Genomic DNA, 23,930 nt, shown 5'->3' on the forward strand with positions numbered 1-23,930 from the left:
ATTCTGCAATTTACTAAAAGCATATTTCTTTTTTTGCAGTACCTTATTTAAAACTAGGTTAAACAATTTATCATTCAGTAATAAAGAGCTACAATTGGTCTGTAAATATACTATGTTCTTGGCAGCGCCAAAGGGTTTAATATGCTGAGGCCTAACCTGAAATAAAAATTTGTTCTTTACTGAAGCCTTAATCGCTTGATTTGAGATGATTGCCTAAGGCTTTACTTAGGTTCTGTAAAGGCAGGTTAATAAATTTTTTTAGCGCGGGATAAGCCGTAAATTTGGTTGGTATGGAAACCCCTGATTTAGAAATACAGCTTAAAACCTTGCCCAGCAGCCCCGGCGTTTATCAATATTATGATAAAAAGGGAAAACTGCTCTATGTAGGTAAAGCAAAGAATTTGAAGAAGCGTGTTTCTTCTTATTTCAATAAAAAGCACGACAACGCCCGCACACATATGCTGGTCAAGAAGATCGTTACCATAAAGCATATTGTGGTCAACAGTGAGACTGATGCACTCTTGCTGGAAAATAATATGATAAAAAATTATCAGCCTAAGTATAATGTGATGCTTAAGGATGATAAAAGTTATCCTTGGATTTGTATCAAAAATGAGCGTTTTCCCAGGGTTTTTCCCACACGCCGACTTATAAAAGACGGTAGTGAGTACTACGGACCTTACACGAGTATGAAAACGGTGCACACCTTACTCGATTTGATCAAAGGCCTCTACCCGTTGCGCACCTGCAATTACGATTTATCTAAAGAAAAGATAGAATCTGGCAAGTACAAGGTGTGTTTAGAGTATCATTTGGGCAATTGTCTGGGACCTTGCGAGGATAAAATCTCGGCAAAAACCTATCACGATAACATAGATGCGATTCGGGATATTGTAAAGGGAAATTTTAAAGATTCGTTGTATCGCTTCAGATCACAAATGAAAGCACACGCCGAAGCGATGGAATTTGAAGATGCGCAGCGTATCAAAGAAAAGATCGAGGTGCTTGAAGGCTACCAAGCCAAAAGTACGGTGGTGAATCCGTCGATCAATAATGTAGATGTATTTAGTATCGTTTCTGATGAGGGCTATGGCTACGTCAACTTTTTACAGCTATCGCACGGGGCGATCATTAGATCACATACGCTAGAACTGAAAAAGAAATTAGACGAGTCTAATGCAGAACTTTTGGCTATAGGAATCATCGAGATCAGGCAGCGCTTTAACTCGCAATCCTCAGAAATTTATGTGCCTTTTGATCTTGATTTGGGAGATGGCATTCGGGTAACAGTGCCTAAGCTTGGAGACAAAAAACGCATTGTAGAACTCTCTGAGCGTAACGCGAAGTACTTCAGAATGGAGCGTTTTAAACAGACGAAAATCGTAGATCCTGACCGCCACGTCAACCGCCTTATGGCACAGATGAAGTCAGATTTGCGCCTTTCGGTTGAGCCACGTCATATTGAATGTTTTGATAACTCTAATATTCAGGGAACAAATCCTGTTGCGGCCTGTGTGGTCTTCAAAGATGGAAAACCCAGCAAAAAAGATTATCGTAAATTTAATATTAAGACTGTAACAGGTCCTGATGATTTTGCGTCTATGGAAGAGGTGGTTTTTAGAAGATACCGAAGATTATTGAATGAAGATGAACCTCTACCACAATTGATCATCGTTGATGGTGGTAAAGGGCAACTATCGTCTGGAGTAAAGGCTTTAGAAGCCTTAGGTTTACGCGGAAAGATCGCGATCATTGGGATTGCAAAGCGTCTCGAAGAATTGTTTTACCCGGGAGATTCAATACCGCTGTATCTTGATAAGAAAAGTGAAACCTTAAAAGTAATACAGCAATTGCGTAATGAAGCGCACCGCTTTGGGATCACATTTCATAGAAATCAACGCAGTAAAGCGGCAATAAATACCGAACTTGAGACTATTCCCGGAATAGGAGAAAAAACGGTTATTGAATTGTTGCGACATTTTAGATCGGTGAGTAAGGTAAAAAAAGCTTCAGCAGCGGCTTTAAGCGAAGTCATCGGGCCGGCAAAGGCAAAAATTATAATCAATCATTATCAGCAATCTGCAAATGAAAATTAACTACAGTCTACTACTCATTTTTCTGTTGCATTGGGCGGTTCAAGCTCAAGACAGCACGACTGTAGATTTTTCAAAGATTCCGCAAGGCGAAAATTTAAAAGTAGGTCTTGTGCTTAGTGGAGGCGGAGCAAAGGGTCTGGCGCATATAGGCGTGCTTAAAGAAATTGAAGCCGCCGGAATCAAAATAGGTTACATAGGCGGCACCAGTATGGGAGCGATTATCGGAGGCTTGTATGCCGCCGGTTACAACGCACACCAATTAGATTCGATCTTTGAATCTGTAGATTTTGAAAAGCTTATTCAAGACGATTTGCCGCGTAGTGCACAATCTTTTCACGAGCGTGCAGATCGTGAGCGTTATGCGATCGCGCTTCCTTTTGAAAAATTCAAGATCTCTTTTCCTTCAGCATTATCAAAGGGTCAAAACATCTATAATCTGTTTACACAACTTACGCATCACGTTCAAGAAACCGATGATTTCACAAAATTGTCTATTCCGTTTTTTTGTGTCGCAACAGATGCAGAGAAAGGACAGGCGATTGTATTAGATAAAGGCTGCTTGCCCGAAGCAATAACCGCCAGTGGTGCGCTGCCGTCGCTATTCAGCCCTGTGGTTTTAGATGATAAAATTCTCATTGATGGGGGTGTGGTTAATAATTATCCGGTTGAAGAATTGAGAAAGCGAGGCGCTAATTTTATAATTGGTGTAGACGTTCAAGATGGGTTGCGCGATAAAGACGAGTTGAAGAGCGCTCCAGAAATGCTGCTTCAAATCAATAATTACCGCACGATCGAAGCGATGCGTGATAAGGTTGAACAAACAGATATTTACATCAAGCCTAACATCGATGGGTATACCGTGGTTGATTTTGACCGTGGGGCAGAAATCATTCAGGGCGGTCAGGATAAAGCCGAAGAATATGATTCAGCGTTTAAAAAATTAGCGCGTTTACAAGGTTCGGCGTATAAAAAACCAAATCTTAAACTGAAAACTCAAGATACGCTCCGCATTAAAAGTGTGGCGATCAATGGGAATAGATACTACACCCGCTCTTATATTTTAGGGAAATTGAAGATCAAGACTCCGGCAAAAATCACGTACACACAGCTTTTTGACGGAATCAACAATCTGGCGGCGACTAACAACTTTCAGCGTATTAATCATCGTCTAGAAAAATATGATGATGGTCAAAGTCATCTAGTACTTGATTTGGCTGAGCGTGAAGCTACTACGTTTGTGAAAGCTGGGATTCATTATGATGATATTTATAAAAGTGCAGCGCTTATCAATGTGACCAAGAAGCGCCTGCTCTTTAAAAATGATATCGCCTCTTTTGATCTGGCGCTTGGGGATAACATTCGCTATAATTTTGATTACTATAGTGATAACGGTTTTTATATCGGGTTTGGGTTGCGTTCTCGCTACAATAGTTTTGACAGTCGCGTTGATGCACGATTTGTTGAAGCGTTAAATAACCTGCCTTTAGAAAACTTCAATACACTCGCAGTAGATTATACCGACTTTACCAATCAGGTTTATTTACAAACGTTATTTCAAAAACAGTTTTCGCTTAGCTTAGGACTTGAGCATAAGTTTTTAAAAATCGATACTGAAAGTATTCGGCTAGAGAATGATAATACCGGTAAGATCTATTTTGATAACAGCCATTATTACAGCACCTACGGTAGTTTGTTGTTAGATTCGTTTGACAACAAATACTTCCCCACTTCAGGTTGGTATTTTAACGGAGATTTTCATTTATACCTTTTTTCTTCAGACTACAATGACAATTTTGAAGAGTTCTCTATTGGTAAAGCAGAGCTGAAATATGCCAAAACATTAGCGCCTAAATTCACAATGCTTTTAAGTGCCGAAGGAGGTTTTAGAATTGGTGCGACCGAAAGCACGACTTTAAACTTTGTTCTGGGCGGTTGGGGTAATGATTTTGTAAACAATCTTATTCCGTTTTACGGTTACGATTTAATAAGTAGAACCGGAGACGGACTATTAAAGTCTGAGATTACCTTTGATTATAATTTTTACCGTAAGAACCATTTAAACTTTGGAGCCAACTTTGCTAATCTTGAAAATGACTTATTCACTTCAGGAAATTGGTTAAGCTCACCTGATTTTACAGGCTATTATGTGGGCTATGGTCTGGAAACTTTGGTAGGCCCATTACAGACTAAAATTTCGTATTCTCCAGAAATTGAAAAAGTATTCTGGAACTTCAGTTTAGGATTTTGGTTTTAAGAAAATATTAGTCACATTGGCTGTTGTTTTTACGATATTTGTGAAAAACTATATCGTTTTCGAAGAATGATTTAAAATGATCAATTCTTGAAACTAAAAATTAAATGCTATGCCTTTCTATCATAAGCTGGGTAAAATTCCACATAAACGACATACGCAATTTAGAAAGCCAGACGGAAGCTTGTATTATGAGCAGCTTTTTGGGACCATCGGTTTTGATGGGATGTACAGCAATATGTACCACGAGCAGCGACCTACTCAAGTTAAAGAAATCAAAGGGAGCAAAAATATTAAGCCAAAGGTTGCCAAAGCCAATCACATTCAATCGTATCGCTTCAGAGGTTTTGAGATCAAGCCCGAAGGTGATTATCTAGAAAGTCGAAAACCGGTTTTAACCAATAGCGATTGCACGATTATTTTGGCCGCGCCAAAGAACAAAACACAAGACTATTTTTATAAAAACAGTGATGCAGACGAACTTATTTTTGTGCATCGCGGTAGTGGGAAATTCCGCAGTCATTTAGGGAATCTCGATTTTAAATACGGTGATTATTTATTGATTCCGCGGGGAACGATTTACAAATTAGATTTTGATACTGAGGATAATAGGCTCTTTATCGTTGAGTCTAGAAGACCCATTTACACGCCTAAACGCTACCGAAACTGGTTTGGCCAATTACTCGAGCATTCTCCTTTTTGCGAGCGAGACTTGCGCAGACCGTACGAATTGGAAACCAATAACGAATCGGGTGAATTTTTAATGAAAATCAAAAAGCAAGACGACCTTTTTGATATGGTCTATGCTTCGCATCCTTTTGATGTGGTTGGATATGACGGGTACAATTATCCCTATGCATTTTCAATACACGATTTTGAACCTATTACGGGCCGTGTGCATCAACCACCACCGGTGCATCAAACCTTCGAGACCGATGCTTTTGTGGTGTGCAGTTTTTGTCCGCGTAAATACGATTATCACCCAGAGAGTATTCCGGCACCGTACAATCACAGCAACATCGACAGCGATGAGGTGTTGTATTATGTTGATGGTGATTTTATGAGCCGAAACGATATCGAAGCGGGGCATATTTCGTTGCATCCGGCGGGCATTCCGCACGGGCCGCATCCGGGAGCCACAGAGCGCAGCATCGGCAAAACAGAAACCGAAGAGCTTGCGGTTATGGTTGACACTTTTAAACCCTTACAGATCTGTGAAGATGCGATGCCAATTGCAGATGAAACCTATTACAAATCGTGGCTCGAGCATTAATTTTTAAATGAGTATTAGGAGCTATTTCCTGCTTTCCGCTGTATCTTTTTAATGCTTTCGCCTTTAGGCTCAACCATTAAAAAGGATGCCGCTGCAATCAGGGCTAAAACATAAAACAATGAGTAAAGAATTGAAATCAGTCGACTACGGACTGGAAAAAATATTTGACGGAGCGCAAGACTTTTTGCCGCTTTTAGGAACCGATTATGTAGAATTCTATGTGGGTAATGCCAAGCAGGCTGCTCATTTTTATAAAACCGCTTTTGGTTTTCAATCTGAAGCTTACAGCGGTCTCGAAACCGGAAAAAAAGATCGGGTAAGCTATGTGCTGCGCCAAGACAAAATACGCTTGGTGCTTACTTCTCCTTTAGGAAGTGCGTCACCTATAAATGAGCATATTGTAAAGCACGGCGATGGGGTAAAAGTAGTTGCGCTTTGGGTAGAAGATGCACGCAGCGCCTTTGAAGAAACCACAAAACGTGGCGCAAAACCGTTTATGGAACCCGAAGTAGAAAAAGATGAGCACGGCGAAGTCGTACGTTCCGGGATTTATACCTATGGTGAGACCGTGCATATGTTTGTTGAGCGTAAAAACTATAACGGACAGTTTCTGCCGGGCTTTCGCAAGTGGGAATCAGATTATAATCCGGAGCCTACCGGTTTAAAATACATTGACCATATGGTGGGCAATGTTGGTTGGGGCGAGATGAACACCTGGGTAAAATGGTATGAGGATGTGATGGGATTTGTAAACTTCCTGACCTTTGACGACAAGCAAATCACTACCGAATATTCAGCATTGATGAGTAAGGTGATGAGCAACGGTAACGGAAGAATAAAATTCCCGATCAATGAGCCGGCAGAAGGGATTAAAAAATCACAGATCGAGGAGTATCTCGATTTTTACGAAGGTCCGGGAGTGCAGCATTTGGCTGTTGCTACCGATGATATTGTAAAAACTGTGGCTGCTTTAAAAGCCCGTGGTGTAGAGTTTCTTCCACCACCTCCGCAAGCCTATTATGATGATATTCCGCGTCGTTTGGGGGCACATATGGACACAATGAAAGAAGATCTTAATAAACTTCAAGAACTTTCAATTCTGGTAGACGCAGATGAAGAAGGTTATTTGCTTCAGATTTTCACTAAGCCGCTTCAAGATCGTCCCACACTGTTTTTTGAGATCATTCAACGTATGGGCGCAAAAGGTTTTGGTGCCGGTAACTTTAAAGCACTTTTTGAATCTATTGAACGGGAGCAAGCACAGCGCGGTACGCTTTAACTTTTGGAGAATAAATAGTGTGAGGAGCATCAGGGCAATCCTGTCAGGCATCCCCAAAGCGATCGAGATAAATCCTTAGATGCTGCCAATAAAATTTCAAAATCCCTGTTTGTATTCAAGCAGGGATTTTTAGCTTTTGCTACTTTTGGAACAACTCTTGTAAAAGCATGATATACAACGTCTTTGTTGTGCTTTAAACTAATGTCGCTATGAAAAATAAATACTTGATATTGTTAATGCTTTTAATCGCAGGATCAACTTTTGCGCAGGAGGCTGCGTTTAAAGATGGAGAGTGGTTTCGCTTTCGAATTAGTTATAGCGGCTGGTGGAAAGCCGGTGAAGCTACGCTTTCTGTTGACAATGAAACGCTGAAGGGTAAGCCGGTTTACCATGTAAAAGGCAAGGGAGTGACCACGGGAATGACCAAGCTCTTTTTTGGGGTTGAAGATTATTACGAGACCTATATCGACAAGCAAACCACCTTGCCGTATCGTTTTATCAGGAAGATTGATGAAGGTGGACATACAAAAGATAAGATCATTGATTTTGACCAGCAGGCTCGTGTCGCTACGGTTAATGATAAAAAGCATAATGAAATAAAAACCTTTCAGACAGAACCCAACATTCACGATATGGTTTCTAGCTTCTATCATTTAAGAAATGCGATAGATGCAAGCACCTTAAAAGAAGGAGATGAGACCGTGATCAACATGTTCTTTGATCAGGAAAATTTCAAGTTCAAACTCAAGTTTTTAGGCCGTGAGGTGGTGAAGACCAAATTTGGTAAAGTAAAAGCACTTGTTTTTAGGCCGTATGTGCAAGCAGGACGTGTTTTTAAAGAGAAAGAAAGTCTCACTGTTTGGATTAGCGACGACCAAAATAAAATACCTTTGCAAATCAAAGCAGATTTAGCGGTAGGCTCTTTAAAAGCAGATATTGACGCTTATAAAGGTTTAAAGCATCCATTCTATATTATACAAGATTAATGTCGTTTAAAAGCAATCCTGAAATCAATCTACAATTAGAAGCGCTTAAAGATAAATTTGATGCCATGGGGCAAAACCTGGAGCATCAACTAGAAGGCTTTGCTCACAGTAAACCTATCAATTATTGGGATTATATTCAGGTTGATTCGCTATTGAGTTTGCAAAATCAGCGCACATTACTTCCTGATGAGATGGTGTTTATTATGTATCATCAGATCAATGAGTTGCTGTTTAAGATGATCTTATGGGAGCTAGAACAAGTAGCTTATGAGCAAGACCTCACCACCGCTTTTTTTTCAGAAAAACTAAACCGCATCAGCAGGTATTTTGATATGCTCACCTCTTCGTTCAACATCATGCGCGAAGGGATGAATATGGAGCAGTATCTCAAATTTAGAAGAACCTTGAGTCCGGCAAGTGGTTTTCAAAGCGCGCAATATCGCTATATCGAGTTTGCCTCTACAGAGCTCACCAATCTTATTGATGCTCGCTTTCGCGAAAGCTTTACAGCTACCAAAGCATCAACGATCGATTATGACGAGGTTTTTGAACATCTATACTGGCAAGCTGCCGGCAAAGACTTCAAAACAGGAGAAAAAACCTATACGTTAAAAGCGTTCGAATTAAAATATAAGGAGGACTTCATTCGTTTTCTAAAACAATACAAAACCCTAAATTTGTGGACCAGATTTAAATCCTTACCACTTTCTGATCAAAAGGATGCAACATTGCTTGAAGCGATGCGTCACTACGATTATACGGTAAATATTAAATGGGTTCTGTCGCATTACCGCACGGCTTTGCATTATTTAAATCAAGGTGAAGAACCCTTAGAAGCCACAGGAGGAAGTGATTGGGTGAAGTATATGCACCCCAAATATCAGAAACGCATTTTCTTTCCAGAGCTATGGTCTGAAAAAGAGCGTGCCGAATGGGGGCAAAATGAATAAACAGAAATCATAAATTTTCAACATACCCTAAATTGAAAAAACTAAGTATCGTACTCGTTGCCTTGCTCACATTGATGAGTTGTGCAGATGATGAAACTAAAGAAAAGGAACCGGTTAAAGAGAAGGTAGTAAAGCCAGTGAATAAACGCTTTGGCTATGTGCTTGATGATTATGAGGTGGTTTCAGACACGGTTCAATCTGGAGATAGTTTTGGTCAGATCCTTTTTGAAAATGGTATTGATTACGGGACGATTCAACAAATAACAGATTCAGTTAAAAATACGTTTGATACCCGTAAAATTGTTGTGGGTAAACCTTATACGCTTTTAAAAAGTAAAGATTCTACAAACCAAGCTCAGGTCTTTATTTATGAGCAAAACAAGATCGATTATGTGGTGCTCGATTTTGCTGATGAGGTGGTAAAAGCAGCAGCAAAAAAACGTCCTGTAACGATTAAAGAACGTGTAGCACACGGTGTGATCAACGATAACTTATCTACCACTTTTGATGATTTGGGTGTTAATATTCTGGTAGCCTACGGGATGGCAGATATTTATGCCTGGACCATTGATTTCTTTAGGCTGCAACCCGGAGATAAATTTAAAGTGGTCTATACTGAAAAGTATATTAATGATACGATTCCGGCAGGTTTTGGAGAGATCAAGGCGAGTTGGTTTGAACACAAAGGAAAGCCTATTTATGCCTTTGCTTTTCAAAACGATTCGATAAGCGGTGGGCAGCGCGATTATTACGATCAGGATGCAGATAACCTGCGTCGTGCTTTTTTAAAGAGTCCGTTGAAGTTTGGTCGTATTTCTTCTCGCTATAATTTAAGACGTCGAATTGCCTATTACGGGAACCGAATCCGTCCGCATAAAGGAACCGATTTTGCCGCGCCTGTAGGAACGCCAATTATGGCTACTTCAGACGGTACCATAATCGCATCAGAATATAGAGGTGGTAATGGTAATTATGTCAAGATCAGGCATAACGGAACCTACGATACGCAATACCTGCATATGAGTAAACGAGCGGTAAGTAGAGGTGACTTTGTAAGACAAGGGGATGTGATAGGTTATATCGGGATGACGGGTAATACCAGTGGTCCGCACGTATGCTATCGCTTTTGGAAAAACGGGAAACAAGTAGATCCATTTGCTATAGACCTGCCTACATCGGCACCTTTAGAAGAACAATATCAGCCACAATATTTTGAATACATCGCGCCTATTAAAGCGCAATTAGATGCAATAACCTTCCAAAAATCAACATAAAATGCAAAAAGTAAATCCTACTCAGACTAAAGCCTGGAAAGCACTTCAGGCACATTTTGAAGACATCAAAGATGTCGAGATGAAAAACCTCTTTGAAGATCAATCAAGGGCAGAAGCTTTCACGTTAAAGTGGGAGGATTTTTATGTTGACTATAGTAAAAACAGAATCACAGAAGAGACCAAGTCGTTGTTGCTAGACTTGGCTAAAGAGATGAATCTTGAAGAAGCGAAAGCTGCTTATTTTGGTGGAGCCGAAATAAATGAGACCGAAGGTCGTGCGGTAATGCATACTGCTTTGCGTCAACCGACAGATGCAAGTGTTGAGATAGACGGAGAAGATGTGATTCCTGAGGTCAACGAAGTAAAAGAAAAAATTAAGGGCTTTTGTGATACTGTTATCAGTGGTGCGCATAAAGGCTACACAGGCAAAGCAATTACCGATGTAGTCAACATTGGTATTGGTGGTTCAGATCTTGGGCCTGTTATGGTTGCTGAAGCTTTAGCCTATTACCACAATCACCTTAAGGTGCATTTTATCTCTAATGTAGATGGTGATCACGTTCACGAATCTTTAAAAAACCTAAATCCTGAAACCACACTTTTTGTAATCGTTTCAAAAACGTTCACTACTCAAGAAACGCTTTCTAATGCGACTACTGCAAGAAAATGGTTTTTAAGTAAAGTTGCTGGAGCTGTCGAAGATGGTGAGGCTGTAGCAAAACACTTTGTGGCTGTTTCAACAAATGAAACTGCTGTTAAGGATTTTGGTATCGATCCTAACAACGTGTTCACAATGTGGGACTGGGTTGGTGGTCGTTTCTCATTATGGAGTTCGGTTGGGCTTTCTATTGCATTGGCTGTTGGCTATAACAACTTTGAAAGTATGCTTGCCGGAGCCCACAAGGCAGATGAGCATTTTAAAAACACGCCATTAGATGAGAATATTTCTGTGATGATGGCGCTTGTTACGGTGTGGTACAATAATTTCTTTGGTGCCGAAAGTGAAGCGATTATTCCGTACACGCAATACTTACACCGTTTCCCAGCATATTTGCAACAAGCGATAATGGAGAGTAATGGTAAAAGTGTTGACCGTGACGGAAATCACGTAGATTATCAAACCGGTCAGATCGTTTGGGGTGAACCAGGAACCAATTCGCAGCACGCATTCTTTCAATTGATTCATCAAGGGACTAAAATTATCCCAACGCATTTTATTGGGTATAAAGAATCATTGCACGGAGATGTAGATCACCATAACAAGTTGATGGCCAACTTTTTTGCACAAACTGAAGCATTGATGAATGGGAAAACCGAATCAGAAGCCAAGGCCGAGTTGGAAGCTTCAGGTATGGATGCAGCTGCTATTGAAAAGCTTGTCCCGTTCAAGGTTTTTGACGGAAATAAGCCTACAACAACCATTCTTATTGATAAGCTAACACCAAAAAGTTTAGGTACTTTGATTGCGTTATATGAGCATAAGATCTTCACTGAAGGAATCCTTTGGAATATTTTTAGCTACGATCAATGGGGTGTTGAGTTGGGTAAACAATTAGCAAAAAATGTGCTAAGTGATTTAAATTCAGATAGTATCGCTTCTCATGATGCATCAACAACCGCTTTGATTCAAGCCTTCAAAAAATAAATTCGGCTGCTTATTTAGATTTAGTTTTTTAACTGTTAAAAGTTAAAATAGAATAGTTAAGGGTTAAATTTTGACATTTCATGTCGAGATCTAATCCTTAACATTGCGTTAATATTTAATTAGGTCTTTATTAAGACTTTTGCGCAAAATCTAAATTTAAACAAGCACAATGAAAAAAATTACAAGTTCACTAACACTTGTGTTTCTTTTGCTTACAGCTTTCATGCAAGCTCAAGGAACTATTCGTGGTACTGTAGTAGACGGTGAAAACGGAACGCCGCTACCTGGAGTAAACGTTGTTGTTGAAGGAACAACTAACGGAGTATCAACAGACTTTGATGGAGTTTTTGAGATCCAGGTTGTTGAGAACACAGGTTCACTGCGTGTTTCTTACGTAGGTTTTAAGCCGTCAACACTGGCTTTTGATTTATCTGGTAAAAAAGTTATTGATTTAGGGACCATCAATCTAGAGATGGATTCTGATGCTCTTGACGAGGTAATCGTTAAGGCATACTCTTTAGCTATCGACCGTAAAACTCCTGTTGCGGTTTCTACTATTAAAGCTGAGACTATTCAGAATGAATTAGGAAGTCAGGAATTTCCTGAGATCCTTAAAACTACTCCTGGTGTTTATGTAACCAGAGGTGGTGGTGGTTTTGGAGATGCAGAACTTCGTATACGTGGTTTCAACTCAGAAAACGTTGCGGTAATGATCAACGGTATTCCGGTAAACGATATGGAAAACGGTCGTGTATACTGGAGTAACTGGGCTGGTCTTTCTGATGTAGCGAGCTCTATGCAGGTGCAAAGAGGTCTTGGTGCAGCGATGATTGGTCTTCCTTCTATTGGGGGTACTGTTAACATCGTAACAAAATCTACCGATATCGAAAAAGGTGGAAACGTAATGATGGCTACTGGTAACGATGGTTATACTAAGTACGGTTTTAAACTTTCTACCGGTTTATTAGAAAATGATTGGGCTGCTACTGTAAGTCTTTCAAGAACTACTGGAGAGCAATTTGTAGATGCAACTACCATTGACGCATACTCTTACTTCTTAAACGTTGCTAAGAAAATTGGTGAGAATCACGAATTGTCTTTTACAGCTTTTGGTGCTCCACAGCGTCACGGACAGCGTCAAAATAGATTGTTAATTGATGATTTTAGAAGAAGTGATCGTGGTATTCGTACTAACACAGACTATGGTTATAAAAATGGTCAGTTAGTAAATATTGAAGATAACTTCTATCACAAGCCTCAAATGTCATTAAATCACTATTGGACCATTAATGATATTTCCTCACTTACAACAGCGGTTTACTATTCATTTGGTACCGGTGGTGGTGGTGGTACTGCAGGAACTAACAAATTTGGTAAGTATGATACAGACTATCGTACTCAAGAGTTTGGTCCTGTAAACCTTGATAAGATCATTGCAGAGAATAAAGCTTTAGGTCAGGCAACAAGTGCTGAGACTTTCTTGAGAGCTTCTAGAAACAATCACCAATGGTATGGTGCGCTTTCTACTTACAATACCGAATTAACAGAATATATTGATTTAACTGCTGGTATTGATTTACGTTTTTACCAGGGAGATCACTACACAGAGTTAACAGATCTATTAGGTGGTGCATTCTATGTAGATGATAATGATGTTAATAATCCTAACAAAGTAGTACGTGTTGGAGATAAGTACAACTACAATGACACAGGTTATACTAACTGGCAAGGTTTATTTGCTCAGGCAGAGTATAACAAGGATGCGATTTCTGCAGTAATTTCTATTGCAGGAAACAATACTTCATACAAAAGAGAGGATTACTTCAAGTATACTCCAGACGATCCGTTAAGAGAAACAGATTGGGTAAACTTTACTGCTTTCAGTACTAAAGGTGGTTTAAACTATCGTCTTGATGAAAAGCATAATGTTTTTGCTAACGTAGGTTACTTTGAGCGTGCACCATTTAGTAATGCTGTATTCTTGAATAACACTAACGTAACTAATGAAGATGCAGTTAATCAAAAGATTTTCAGTGCTGAATTAGGATATGGATTCAGAGGAGATAACTTTAGAGCAGACTTGAATGTGTATCGTACACAATGGATGGATAGAACCTATACGATCTCAAGAACTGCAAACAACATTCAGTACACTGCAAACATTTTAGGTATAGACGCATTGCACCAAGGTGTTGAATTAGAATTACAGTACCGTCCTACCGAAACTTTGACGTTAACTGGTATGGCTTCTTTAGGAGACTGGCAATGGGCTAATGATGTGAATAATGTGCAGGTTTTTGATGATCAGCAAAACCCAATTGGAGATCCAATCGATATTTATCTCGATGGTGTAAAAGTGGGTAACTCTGCACAAACTACCTTTGCTGTTGGTGCTGATTATGCGGTGCTTGCTTCTACAACAGTTAGAGCTTCTTTTAACTATGCTGCTGATTATTACGCAGATTATGATGTTACAGGTCGTAGCGTACAAGGACTTCCTCAAACTTGGGAAATGCCAGATTACGGAGTGTTTGATTTAGGTTTAACACACAGATTCAATTTTGGTGGTTTCAATACACAAATCAATGCTAACGTATTTAACGTATTAGGAACTGAGTATATTTCTGATGCTCAAGACGGTGATGGTTCTGTAGCAGAAACAGCATTAGTATATTATGGTCCTGGTAGAACGTACACTATCGGAGCAACAATTAATTTCTAAAAAAATTAAGATGAAAAAATTAAATTATTTATTTACCGCAATCATCTTGGCTGTCTTAGCCATTGGTTGTGATCCTGTAGAGGATATAAATGAGCGCTTAGCGGCTAATGAGCCGGGAATCAGCACAGTGTTAGATTATACATTAACAGATGATGACTACGAAGATCTGGAGCTTAATTTTGGTAACTTCAGTAGTATGGATGATGCCCGTGCATTAATCCCGCAAGTATTAGATAATAACTTTCCTGTATTAGGAGAAGGTTCTTTAGCTAATGTAACTTTTGCTATTTATGATCCTATTCGTGTAGAGAACTACACTGTGGTTGCAGCAGACTATGAAGCTGTTGGTCTTTCCAATGCTTATTTTTCTGGCTTAGGTGAAATTCAAGATTTTCTTGATTATCAATATCCTCAAGCAGAGAATGGTGACTACGTTAGCTTAACCTATCAAGTACTTGCTGATGAAATTCAATATACTATAAACGCAGATGACTTTGATCTTATTGGAGAAGAACTGGCTGCTGCTTACCCTGATCCTGCATCTAGTGCAGCTCAGTACAGCAACTTTGATCGTAGAGAGACTCGTGATGCGTATTGGGACAATGATATGATCTTAGAGGCTATTAATGTTGTTTTAAGTGACAACTTTGATGATGTTACTGGTCAAAAATACAATGTTTCTTATGCAATATATGACGGTAGTTCTGGTACAGAAAGTATGACTGTACAATTTGACGGTAATGCATATGTAGCTGTAGGTGGCGTTTCTTACGAGTTAGATGCTGCAGATTTTGATCTTATTGGGACTGAATTTGCAACAGCTTATCCTGATCCTGCATCTAGTGCAGCGCAATACAGCAACTTTGAAAGAAGAGACGGTCGTGATGCTTACTGGAGCGATGCTATGATTTTAGAAGCAGTTAGTTTTATCATCGATACACAATATCCTGATGCAGAGGAAGGAGATCAGTTCCAAGTTACTTATGCAACATATACAGGAGCTGCTGGTTCAGAAGTGCTTTCGGTAGTTAAAGAAGGAGATGCTTACGTTGTTGATGACACCGCGTCAGTTTCTACTATTGAAGCTACTACAGTTTATGCATTCACTAACGGAAACTGGAATGAGCCATTTGCATTAGATGCTGAAGACTATACAGAAATGGGACAATCATATCCAAACTTTGATGATGAGGACGAAGCAATTTATAAGTTAGAGATTTTCTTAGGTAGAGAATTCCCTTATGCTGAGGAAGGTGACTTTGTTGCTGTAGCTTATGCATTTTATGATGGTTCTACTTCAACTGAGTATGCAAACTTCGTTTTTGAAGATGGTACTTTTGTAAACATTCCAAGTGTTATTGAGACTTCTTTACAATTTGGTAATGACGGTACAACTTGGGTTCCAGATAATACTATTGCATATAGCTTAACAGCTGCCGATTATGCATTTATCGTAGCAGAGCTTGAAGATGAGTATCCGGCTCAAACTGCTAGTATGGCAAACTACGGAAACTTAGATCGTCGTAGTGGTAATGCTGCATATTGGTCTGATGATATGATTCTTGAGGCAATGAACTTATTGCTTGATGAGCTTAACCCTTCTGCAGAAGAAGGTCAGAAGTATGCTGTTACCTTTGACATTTATAACGGTTCTAACACAACCGAAACCTTCTTGTTAATCAAAACAGACGGAGTTTGGGTTTTACAATAACCTATAATAGATAATAAGTTAAACCTCCTACCCAAAGTAGGAGGTTTTCTTTTCTATACCTATATTGAAATACAATAAAATAGAATTATGAAAAAGAATGTTACCCCTAAATTTCCATGGAGATTTTTAAGTCTTTTATCGCTGATTCTTGTTTTAGGATGTAGCGGAGGAGACGACACTACCGTAACTCCTGAGCCAGAACCTGAACCAGAGGTGAACGCGCCTGTTGCTGCTGACGATGCCTATACTATTGGAGAAAATGAAGTATTGACTATTACAGATCTTTTAGAGAACGATACCATTTTTGACTTTGGTCGTGTTTCAGAAATTGATGCTGAGTCTTCAGAAGGTGGAAGCATTCTAGACAATAGAGATGGCACATTTACCTATACACCGCCATCAAATTTTACAGGAGAAGATACTTTCAGTTATACGCTATGTGATTCTGAAACACCTGTGAATTGTTCTTCTGCAACTGTGACAATCACTGTTACTGGAGCAGATCCCGTTGCTGTTGACGATAGCTATGAGGTGACCGAAAATACTACCTTTAGAATCAATAATTATCTCGAAAATGATGAATTGCTTGACAATGCAGAAGTAACTGAGCTTGACTTAACAAATACCCTTGGGACTGCTGTGATTAATGAGAATGGTTCGATCTCGTATACTGCCCCTAATGCATATGCAGGAGAAGATACGTTTACGTATACTATTTGCGATGATGATGAAACCCCGGTTTGTTCAACCGCTACTATTACCATCACTGTTATAGACGAAGGAACGCCGGTAGCTGTAGACGATGAATTTGTGTTTAGACAAGAAAATCAAACATTAACCTTAGAAGGTTTTACTGAAAATGACGATTTGATTGATGACGCCGTAGTAACCGAAATCAGTTATTCGGGATCTGGCGCTGCAACGCTTAATGAAGATGGTACGATCACCTATACTTCAACTACAGATTTTATAGGGGAGGATACCATTACCTACACGTTGTGCGATGATGATGACACACCGTCTTGTGTAACTGCAACAATAACTATTAAGCTTGTAGATGGTCTTGATGTTAATATTCCTGCGGCGCTAGAATATTATTATGGAGATTTGGCGCTTACTACAGATGAAGACTTGAATTTCACTGTGCTGCGTACGCTTACGCAGGATATGCATACCACAATTCTTACGTATTTTGAGCGTCATGAATATTTGTATGATGCAGATGAAGATTTAGATAATCCTGCAAATGTGATCTTGATGTACTCGGGCGAAAGCAGAGATCGTAGAGAATATACTTCGGGAAGTAATCCTCATACCCCGCAAACCTTCAATACCGAACATATTTTTCCGCAGTCGCGTTTAGATAGTGAAGATGCAGTGACCGATTTACATCATTTACGATCGGCAGACGATGCTATAAATTCGCTTCGTTTGAATTATCCATATACAGATGGTAGTGGTCAATACGAGCTTGTAAACGGAAATTCTTGGTTCCCGGGAGATGAGTGGAAGGGAGATGTAGCGCGTATGGTGTTGTATCTTAATGTACGTTATGGAGAAGATTATACTAAAGTGGGTACGTTAGATCTATTCCTGAAATGGAATCGTGAAGATCCGGTTTCTGACTTTGAGCGTCAGCGAAACGAAGTGATTGAAGGAGCTCAGGGCGTTCGTAATCCATTTATAGATAACCCGTATCTTGCGACCTTGATCTGGGGAGGAAATCCTGCCGAAAACACTTGGGAGTAGGTGAATATTATCTTATAATTTTAAAACCCTTTTCAGCTTTGAAAAGGGTTTTTGCTTTTAACGCTTAAGATTTGAATGGCTTTTAATGCAAAAAGTTATCTTTGAGATTCAAAAATCAGACTATGTATAATACCATTCAATTTGTACACTCGTATTGGGCTTATTTAGTGCTCGCAGTACTTACCATAACTACCATCAACTCTTTAGTTTCTTACTTCGGAAATAAAGAGTTTAGCGCACGTGATTTTCGATTAGCCTTATTTACGTTGATCGTAACACATATTCAACTGCTTATTGGTATCGTGCTTTATTTTGTGTCTCCTTTAGGAGCAAAAGCGATAGCTTCTCAAGGAATGAGCGCAGCGATGAGCGATCCTAATTTACGTTTGTATGTTGTAGAGCATCCGCTGGCAATGATCATCACGATTGTTTTTGTAACGGTAGGTTACAGCAAGCATAAAAAGAAATTGACCTCAAAGCCTAAGTTTAAACTCTTAGCTATATTCTATACGCTAGGACTTCTTGTAATGCTTACCAGAATTCCTTGGTCAAACTGGTTTTAAATTAGATTCAAGACCTAAGTATTTAGATAAAAAAATCCCTTGATTAGTCGGCAAATCAAGGGATTTTTAATTTTGTCTAACGTCTACCTAGCGATTCATCCAGTCTTCGATCTCTTCAACTTCTAAAGGAATGTTATGCATTAAGTTGAAAGGTACACCATTTTCCTGAATAACCACATCGTCTTCCAGGCGAATTCCAAATCCTTCTTCAGGGATATAAATACCCGGTTCTACCGTAAATACGTTATTCGCTTGCATAGGTTCGTGAAGCAGTCCATAATCGTGTGTGTCTAGACCGATATGGTGTGACGTGCCGTGCATAAAATATTTTTTATAAGCCGGCCAGTCTTTGTTCTCATTTTGAACATCAGCTTTATCTAGTAAGCCAAGCCCTAACAATTCTAAAGTCATTAATTTTCCTACCTCTTCGTGATAAGGTCCCCAAAGTGTTCCCGGAGTGAGCATTTTTGTAGCTTCCTTTTTAACGCGTAAAACCGCATTGTAGACTTCCTTTTGACGATCGGTAAATCTTCCTGAAACAGGAATAGTACGGGTCATATCACTGCTGTAATTCGCATATTCAGCACCAATATCGAGCAGGATTAAGTCTCCCGCTTTGCATTTGGCATTATTCACCACATAATGCAACACATTTGCGTTATTTCCTGAAGCTACAATTGGAGTGTATGCAAAACCTTTGGAGCGATTTCGCAAGAATTCGTGCATAAATTCGGCCTCGATCTCATACTCCATAACCCCAGGTTTGGTGAACTGCAACACACGTTTAAAACCTTTTTCGGTAATGTTGCAGGCTTGCTGCATAATGTCGAGCTCGATCGGATCTTTTACCGAGCGTAAACGCTGTAAAATTGGGTTGCTCTTTGCTACACTATGCGCAGGGTATTGTTCTTTTATTTTTTTATTGAAACGAGCTTCTCGTGTTTCGGTCTCAACATTAGCGCGATAGTGCTCGTTGGTGTTGATGTAAATAGTTTCAGCTTGGGTCATAAGTTCGTAAAAAACTTTATCCCATTCCTGAAGCCAGTACACCGTTTCTACGCCGCTTACTTCTAGTGCTTTTTCTTTAGTCAATTTTTCGCCTTCCCAGACTGCAATATGCTCATTCGTTTCTTTTAGGAATAAAATTTCGCGGTGCTTTGCTTTTGGGCAATCCGGAAAAAGAACTAGTATGCTCTCCTCTTGATCAACGCCGCTCAGGTAGAATAAATCTCTATTTTGCTGAAAAGGCATTGTGCTGTCTGCGCCTATCGGATAAATGTCGTTGCTGTTAAAAACGGCAAGGCTGTTTGGCTTCATGGCATCCATAAAACCTTTACGGTTTTTAATAAACAGTTGGCGATCTATAAGGTCGTATTTCATATCTAAATTGAGTTTTTTCAAAGGTAAAAGAAATTAAACCGATGCTGAAATAAACTGAAGCACATCCCCTCCAAACCTCCCCTTCTAAGGGGAGGCAAGACAAAGTTTTGTGTACAGACTACTTTGTTTTTGAAGGTTTTGTTAATTTTAGAAATGGCTAATAAGATCATTCCATATCGAAAAGACCTGAAACCTTTAGCAAGGCTTCTAAGAAAAAATCAAACAGAGGCAGAAAAGCATTTATGGGGTGCGTTGCGTCGAAAGGCATTAGGTGTTGAATTCCATCGGCAAGTTCCTATTCTTGATTACATAGTAGATTTTTATTGTCACGATATAGGGTTAGCTATTGAAGTTGATGGAAGCATACACAACACTCAGTTTCTGGAAGATTCCAAAAGAGCTGAGGAAATAGAGTATTATGGGGTTGTATTCTTGCGATTTACAAATGAGGAAGTTCTCAGTAACGTAAAAAATGTTGCTGATACAATAAGGAATGAAATAGAGCAATTACGTTGATAATGTTAAGCTGTATTTCCCTCCCTTTGAAGGGAGGGTCAGGGAGGGATGTTTTCATTTAATTTACTTAGCAATTCTTTAACTAAATGGTTATTTTTAGAAGCATAAAACCTTTCTCTATGCAAACACGATTATTTTTCTCCATTTTTCTTTTCAGTATTTGTTTGTCTTACGCGCAGCAGCCTGCAACAGGAGCGCAACAGGTAGAAGCCTCTCTTGAGACCAAAGACCAAATGCTGGCAAATTCCATTGTAAAAAATGTTCCGTTTACTAACGTTGGCCCAACAATTATGAGTGGTCGCGTGGTTGATATTGAAGTGAATCCAGAAAACAGCACCGAGTTTTATGTAGCGTACGCTACGGGCGGTGTGTGGCACACCTCTAATAACGGAAATACATTCGACGCTGTTTTTGATACTGCTCCTACACAAAATGTGGGTGACATTGCGGTAAACTGGTCGGCAAATATTATCTGGGTAGGAACAGGAGAAACCATTTCGTCTCGCTCTTCTTATGCCGGTATCGGAATTTTAAAAAGTATCGACGGCGGAAAAACCTGGGAACAAAAAGGGCTTTTAGATTCGCATCATATCAGTGATATCGTTCTTGATGCGAGCAATCCTGATGTTGCAGTAGTAGGTGCTTTAGGGCATTTGTATTCTGATAACGCAGAACGCGGAATTTTCAAAACCACAGATGGTGGTGATACTTGGGAGAAAACCCTTTTCATAAATGAGAAAACAGGAATTATAAGTCTGGCTGAAGCCCCAGATAATCCTTCAGTGATGTATGCGACTGCTTGGGAGCGTGAACGAATGGCCTGGGATTTTGTAGGTTCAGGAGAGAATTCAGGAATTTATAAATCTACCGATGCCGGAACTACTTGGGAGTTGGTGACCACAGGTAATGGTTTTCCGCAAGGAAAAGGCGTTGGTCGTATTGGTGTTGCTGTGGTTGATGCAAATACTGTTTATGCCGTTCACGATAATCAAGATATACGAGAAGAATCTAAAGAGGAAGGGCAAGAGCAGGATGATAAAGCATTAAAGCCTGAACAATTTAAATCTATGTCTAAGTCAGATTTCTTGGCTTTAGAAAATGAAAGCCTCGCTGATTATTTGCGTTCTAATCGCTTTCCAAGACAATATGATGTTGCTAAAGTAAAGGCTATGGTTAAAAGCGACGAACTAAAACCATCTGATTTGCATTTGTATACGTATGATAAGAATGCTGCAGATACTGAAGGTGAAGTCATTGGAGCCGAAATTTATTTAACCGAAGATGGTGGAAAAACCTGGAAGCGTACGCACGATGGTTATATCGACGATTTCTTCTTTTCATACGGATACGTTTTCACAGAGATGGATGTAAATCCTCAGGATCGAGATGAGATTTATCTCGTGGGTGTTCCTTTGATCAAATCTACAGATGGTGGAAAAACCTTTACCTACATCGATGAACCTAACGTACATGTTGATCATCACGTGATCTGGGTAGATCCTGATATGCCTAATCATTTGATTAATGGAAATGATGGTGGATTGAACATGTCTTACGATGCCGGAAAAAGCTGGAATAAACTTAACTCGATAGCTTTAGGACAATTCTATGCGATCAACGTTGATTATGAAAAACCGTACAATGTTTACGGAGGTTTACAAGATAATGGGACTTGGAAAGGTCCGCACACGTATTCTTATTCTAAAGACTATGAGGCCGAAGGACAATACCCATACAAATCTATTGGAGGTGGTGATGGGATGCAGGTGCAAATAGACCGCCGCAATAGCAATATTGTTTACGCAGGTTCGCAGTTTGGGTATTATAATCGTATGAATTTAGAGACCGGCGAGCGTAAGTATATCAAACCAAGTCACGGTTTAGGAGAAGCGCCTTATCGTTTCAACTGGGAGACTCCTATTTTACTTTCTCCGCACAATCAGGATATTCTGTATATGGGAGGAAATAAATTGATGCGCTCTATGAATCAGGGTGATGATTGGACGCCAATTTCGCCAGATTTAACAGCAGGCGGTAAAAAAGGAAATGTACCTTTTGGAACGCTGACCAATGTTACTGAGTCGCCTTTTCAGTTTGGACTCCTTTATACCGGAAGTGATGATGGGGTAATTCAAGTTACTCAAGATGCCGGCGGTAGTTGGGCAATTATTTCAGAAGAGTTACCTCAGGATTTATGGGTGAGTAAAGTACTTGCTTCTTCTCATAAAAAGGGCCGTGTTTATGCCACGCTCAACGGGTATCGTTACGATGATTTCAAGCCTTACGTTTATGTAAGTGATGATTTTGGAGCCTCGTGGAAAGATATCAGCAGTAACCTTCCGTTATCTCCTGTGAATGTGATTATCGAAGATCCGGTAAAAGAAAATATTTTGTATTTAGGTACTGATGATGCAAGTTACATAAGCTTTGATCAGGGATCAAGTTGGGAGCTTTTAGATGGAAGTATGCCCAATGTTGCGGTTCATGATATGGTGGTTCAAACCGAAGCAAATGATCTTGTAATAGGAACTCACGGAAGATCGATCTATATCACAAACCTTAATGAGATCCAGAATTTTGATGCTGGTAAAGCTTCAGATTTACAGCTTTTTGAGTTGGATGCTGTTGACTATTCAACCAATTGGGGACGTTCTTGGAGTGCTTGGCGCGCAGCAAATGCACCAGAAATTAAAATTGCTTTCTATGCTCCGCAAAGCGGGAAAGCAACATTTGAAATAATGAGCGCTGCAGAAAAAACGGTAAAGTCTTGGGAGGTAGCTGCTGAGAAAGGCTTTAACTACATTCCTTATGATTTAACTATCTCTAAAGCCGGAAAGAAACAGCTTGAGAAAGAAACTAAAGACCTTAAAATTGCTAAAGCGCAAAACGATGTATACTACATCACTCCGGGAAGTTATCAAGTTCAGATTAAGGTTGCAGGAAAAACAGCTTCTACAAAGCTTAAAGTAGATGAAGGAAGCCGTCGTCGTGACTGGGCAGAGGCAGGAGCCAATGCTCCTGAAGAAGATTAATTTTCATGGAGTTAAATCTGAGTATTCCTGCGTTATTGTTTCCGGCGATTTCCTTGACGATGCTAGCGTATAACGCAAGGTATTTAGCCATTGCAGCTTTGATTAGAGAATTGCATAAGCGTTATCAAAACCAATCTTCAAGTCCTGTAAAACGGCAAATAAAGCAACTGCGCAGGCGACTTGGAATTATAAAAGCGATGCAAGCCATGGCTATCATCAGTTTTTTGCTGGCTGTGATCACCATGTTCTTTATTTATATCGAGAAAATGGTCTGGGCAAATATTGCTTTTGGGGTTAGTCTTGTAGCCTTAATGATCTCGCTGTCACTTTCTTTTCTTGAAGTGCAATTGAGCACGCAAGCTTTAGAGATTCAGTTGAATGATATGGATGATTTATAAGGAAGATTTCTCGAGGTGCAAACGATTGGCACGAGATCAAAAATATCGCCTTTTAGGTTGAAATTAACTCAAAATCATTCGTTGGTGTTCAAAAAAGTGTTTAAA

At 39.6% G+C, this 23,930-nt stretch carries 16 protein-coding genes; 15 read left to right on the top strand and 1 reads right to left on the bottom strand.

Features of this window, described 5'->3' with window-relative positions; all coding sequences use genetic code 11:
- The first annotated feature begins 290 nt into the window (after positions 1-290).
- The 12 genes from uvrC to WA338_RS01010 all read left to right on the top strand — a co-directional run bounded on the left by uvrC (position 291) and on the right by WA338_RS01010 (position 18,499).
- A complete protein-coding gene (gene uvrC, locus WA338_RS00955; protein WP_272987125.1) occupies positions 291-2,096 on the top strand; it encodes an excinuclease ABC subunit UvrC in 1,806 nt (601 codons plus the stop codon).
- Positions 2,086-4,350, top strand: a complete 2,265-nt coding sequence (locus tag WA338_RS00960; RefSeq protein ID WP_272987123.1) for a patatin-like phospholipase family protein — start codon at positions 2,086-2,088, stop codon at positions 4,348-4,350. Before uvrC ends, WA338_RS00960 begins: the two co-directional genes overlap by 11 nt.
- 109 nt (positions 4,351-4,459) lie before the next feature.
- Positions 4,460-5,620, top strand: coding sequence for a homogentisate 1,2-dioxygenase (locus WA338_RS00965; RefSeq protein ID WP_272987121.1), 1,161 nt, complete (start codon positions 4,460-4,462; stop codon positions 5,618-5,620).
- Positions 5,621-5,738: 118 nt separating this feature from the next.
- On the top strand, positions 5,739-6,899 hold the full coding sequence (gene hppD / locus WA338_RS00970) for a 4-hydroxyphenylpyruvate dioxygenase (RefSeq protein WP_272987120.1): 1,161 nt from the start codon (positions 5,739-5,741) through the stop codon (positions 6,897-6,899).
- A gap of 209 nt (positions 6,900-7,108) precedes the next feature.
- Positions 7,109-7,885 (top strand): DUF3108 domain-containing protein, encoded by a 777-nt coding sequence (locus tag WA338_RS00975; RefSeq protein ID WP_272987118.1) that lies wholly within the window; start codon positions 7,109-7,111, stop codon positions 7,883-7,885.
- The gene (locus tag WA338_RS00980) at positions 7,885-8,835 is read left to right on the top strand and encodes a tryptophan 2,3-dioxygenase family protein (RefSeq protein ID WP_272987116.1); all 951 of its coding nucleotides are present in this window, start codon (positions 7,885-7,887) and stop codon (positions 8,833-8,835) included. Before WA338_RS00975 ends, WA338_RS00980 begins: the two co-directional genes overlap by 1 nt.
- 32 nt (positions 8,836-8,867) lie before the next feature.
- The gene (locus tag WA338_RS00985) at positions 8,868-10,109 is read left to right on the top strand and encodes a M23 family metallopeptidase (RefSeq protein WP_040532457.1); all 1,242 of its coding nucleotides are present in this window, start codon (positions 8,868-8,870) and stop codon (positions 10,107-10,109) included.
- A gap of 1 nt (position 10,110) precedes the next feature.
- Positions 10,111-11,754 (top strand): glucose-6-phosphate isomerase, encoded by a 1,644-nt coding sequence (pgi, locus tag WA338_RS00990; protein ID WP_272987114.1) that lies wholly within the window; start codon positions 10,111-10,113, stop codon positions 11,752-11,754.
- Between the two features lie 169 nt (positions 11,755-11,923).
- Positions 11,924-14,476, top strand: coding sequence for a TonB-dependent receptor (locus tag WA338_RS00995; RefSeq protein WP_272987112.1), 2,553 nt, complete (start codon positions 11,924-11,926; stop codon positions 14,474-14,476).
- A gap of 10 nt (positions 14,477-14,486) precedes the next feature.
- Entirely contained in the window at positions 14,487-16,187 is a 1,701-nt protein-coding gene (locus WA338_RS01000; RefSeq protein ID WP_272987110.1) for a hypothetical protein, read from the top strand.
- A gap of 87 nt (positions 16,188-16,274) precedes the next feature.
- Positions 16,275-17,936 (top strand): Ig-like domain-containing protein, encoded by a 1,662-nt coding sequence (locus tag WA338_RS01005; RefSeq protein ID WP_272987108.1) that lies wholly within the window; start codon positions 16,275-16,277, stop codon positions 17,934-17,936.
- Positions 17,937-18,058: 122 nt separating this feature from the next.
- The gene (locus WA338_RS01010; RefSeq protein WP_009778516.1) at positions 18,059-18,499 is read left to right on the top strand and encodes a hypothetical protein; all 441 of its coding nucleotides are present in this window, start codon (positions 18,059-18,061) and stop codon (positions 18,497-18,499) included.
- An 87-nt stretch (positions 18,500-18,586) separates the two neighbouring features.
- Here WA338_RS01010 and WA338_RS01015 read toward each other — a convergent pair whose 3' ends face one another.
- Positions 18,587-19,879, bottom strand: a complete 1,293-nt coding sequence (locus tag WA338_RS01015) for an aminopeptidase P family protein (protein WP_272987261.1) — start codon at positions 19,877-19,879, stop codon at positions 18,587-18,589.
- 153 nt (positions 19,880-20,032) lie between these two features.
- Here WA338_RS01015 and WA338_RS01020 point away from each other — a divergent pair, with 153 nt between their 5' ends.
- From WA338_RS01020 to WA338_RS01030, 3 genes are all read left to right on the top strand, one after another.
- Positions 20,033-20,395, top strand: a complete 363-nt coding sequence (locus WA338_RS01020) for an endonuclease domain-containing protein (RefSeq protein WP_272987106.1) — start codon at positions 20,033-20,035, stop codon at positions 20,393-20,395.
- A gap of 119 nt (positions 20,396-20,514) precedes the next feature.
- A complete protein-coding gene (locus tag WA338_RS01025) occupies positions 20,515-23,427 on the top strand; it encodes a glycosyl hydrolase (protein WP_336091704.1) in 2,913 nt (970 codons plus the stop codon).
- 5 nt (positions 23,428-23,432) lie between these two features.
- Positions 23,433-23,825 (top strand): DUF2721 domain-containing protein, encoded by a 393-nt coding sequence (locus WA338_RS01030; protein WP_009778520.1) that lies wholly within the window; start codon positions 23,433-23,435, stop codon positions 23,823-23,825.
- The last annotated feature ends 105 nt before the right edge of the window (positions 23,826-23,930 follow it).

The organism is Leeuwenhoekiella sp. CH_XMU1409-2 (assembly GCF_037029365.1).
In the GTDB taxonomy this organism is placed as follows: domain Bacteria; phylum Bacteroidota; class Bacteroidia; order Flavobacteriales; family Flavobacteriaceae; genus Leeuwenhoekiella; species Leeuwenhoekiella blandensis.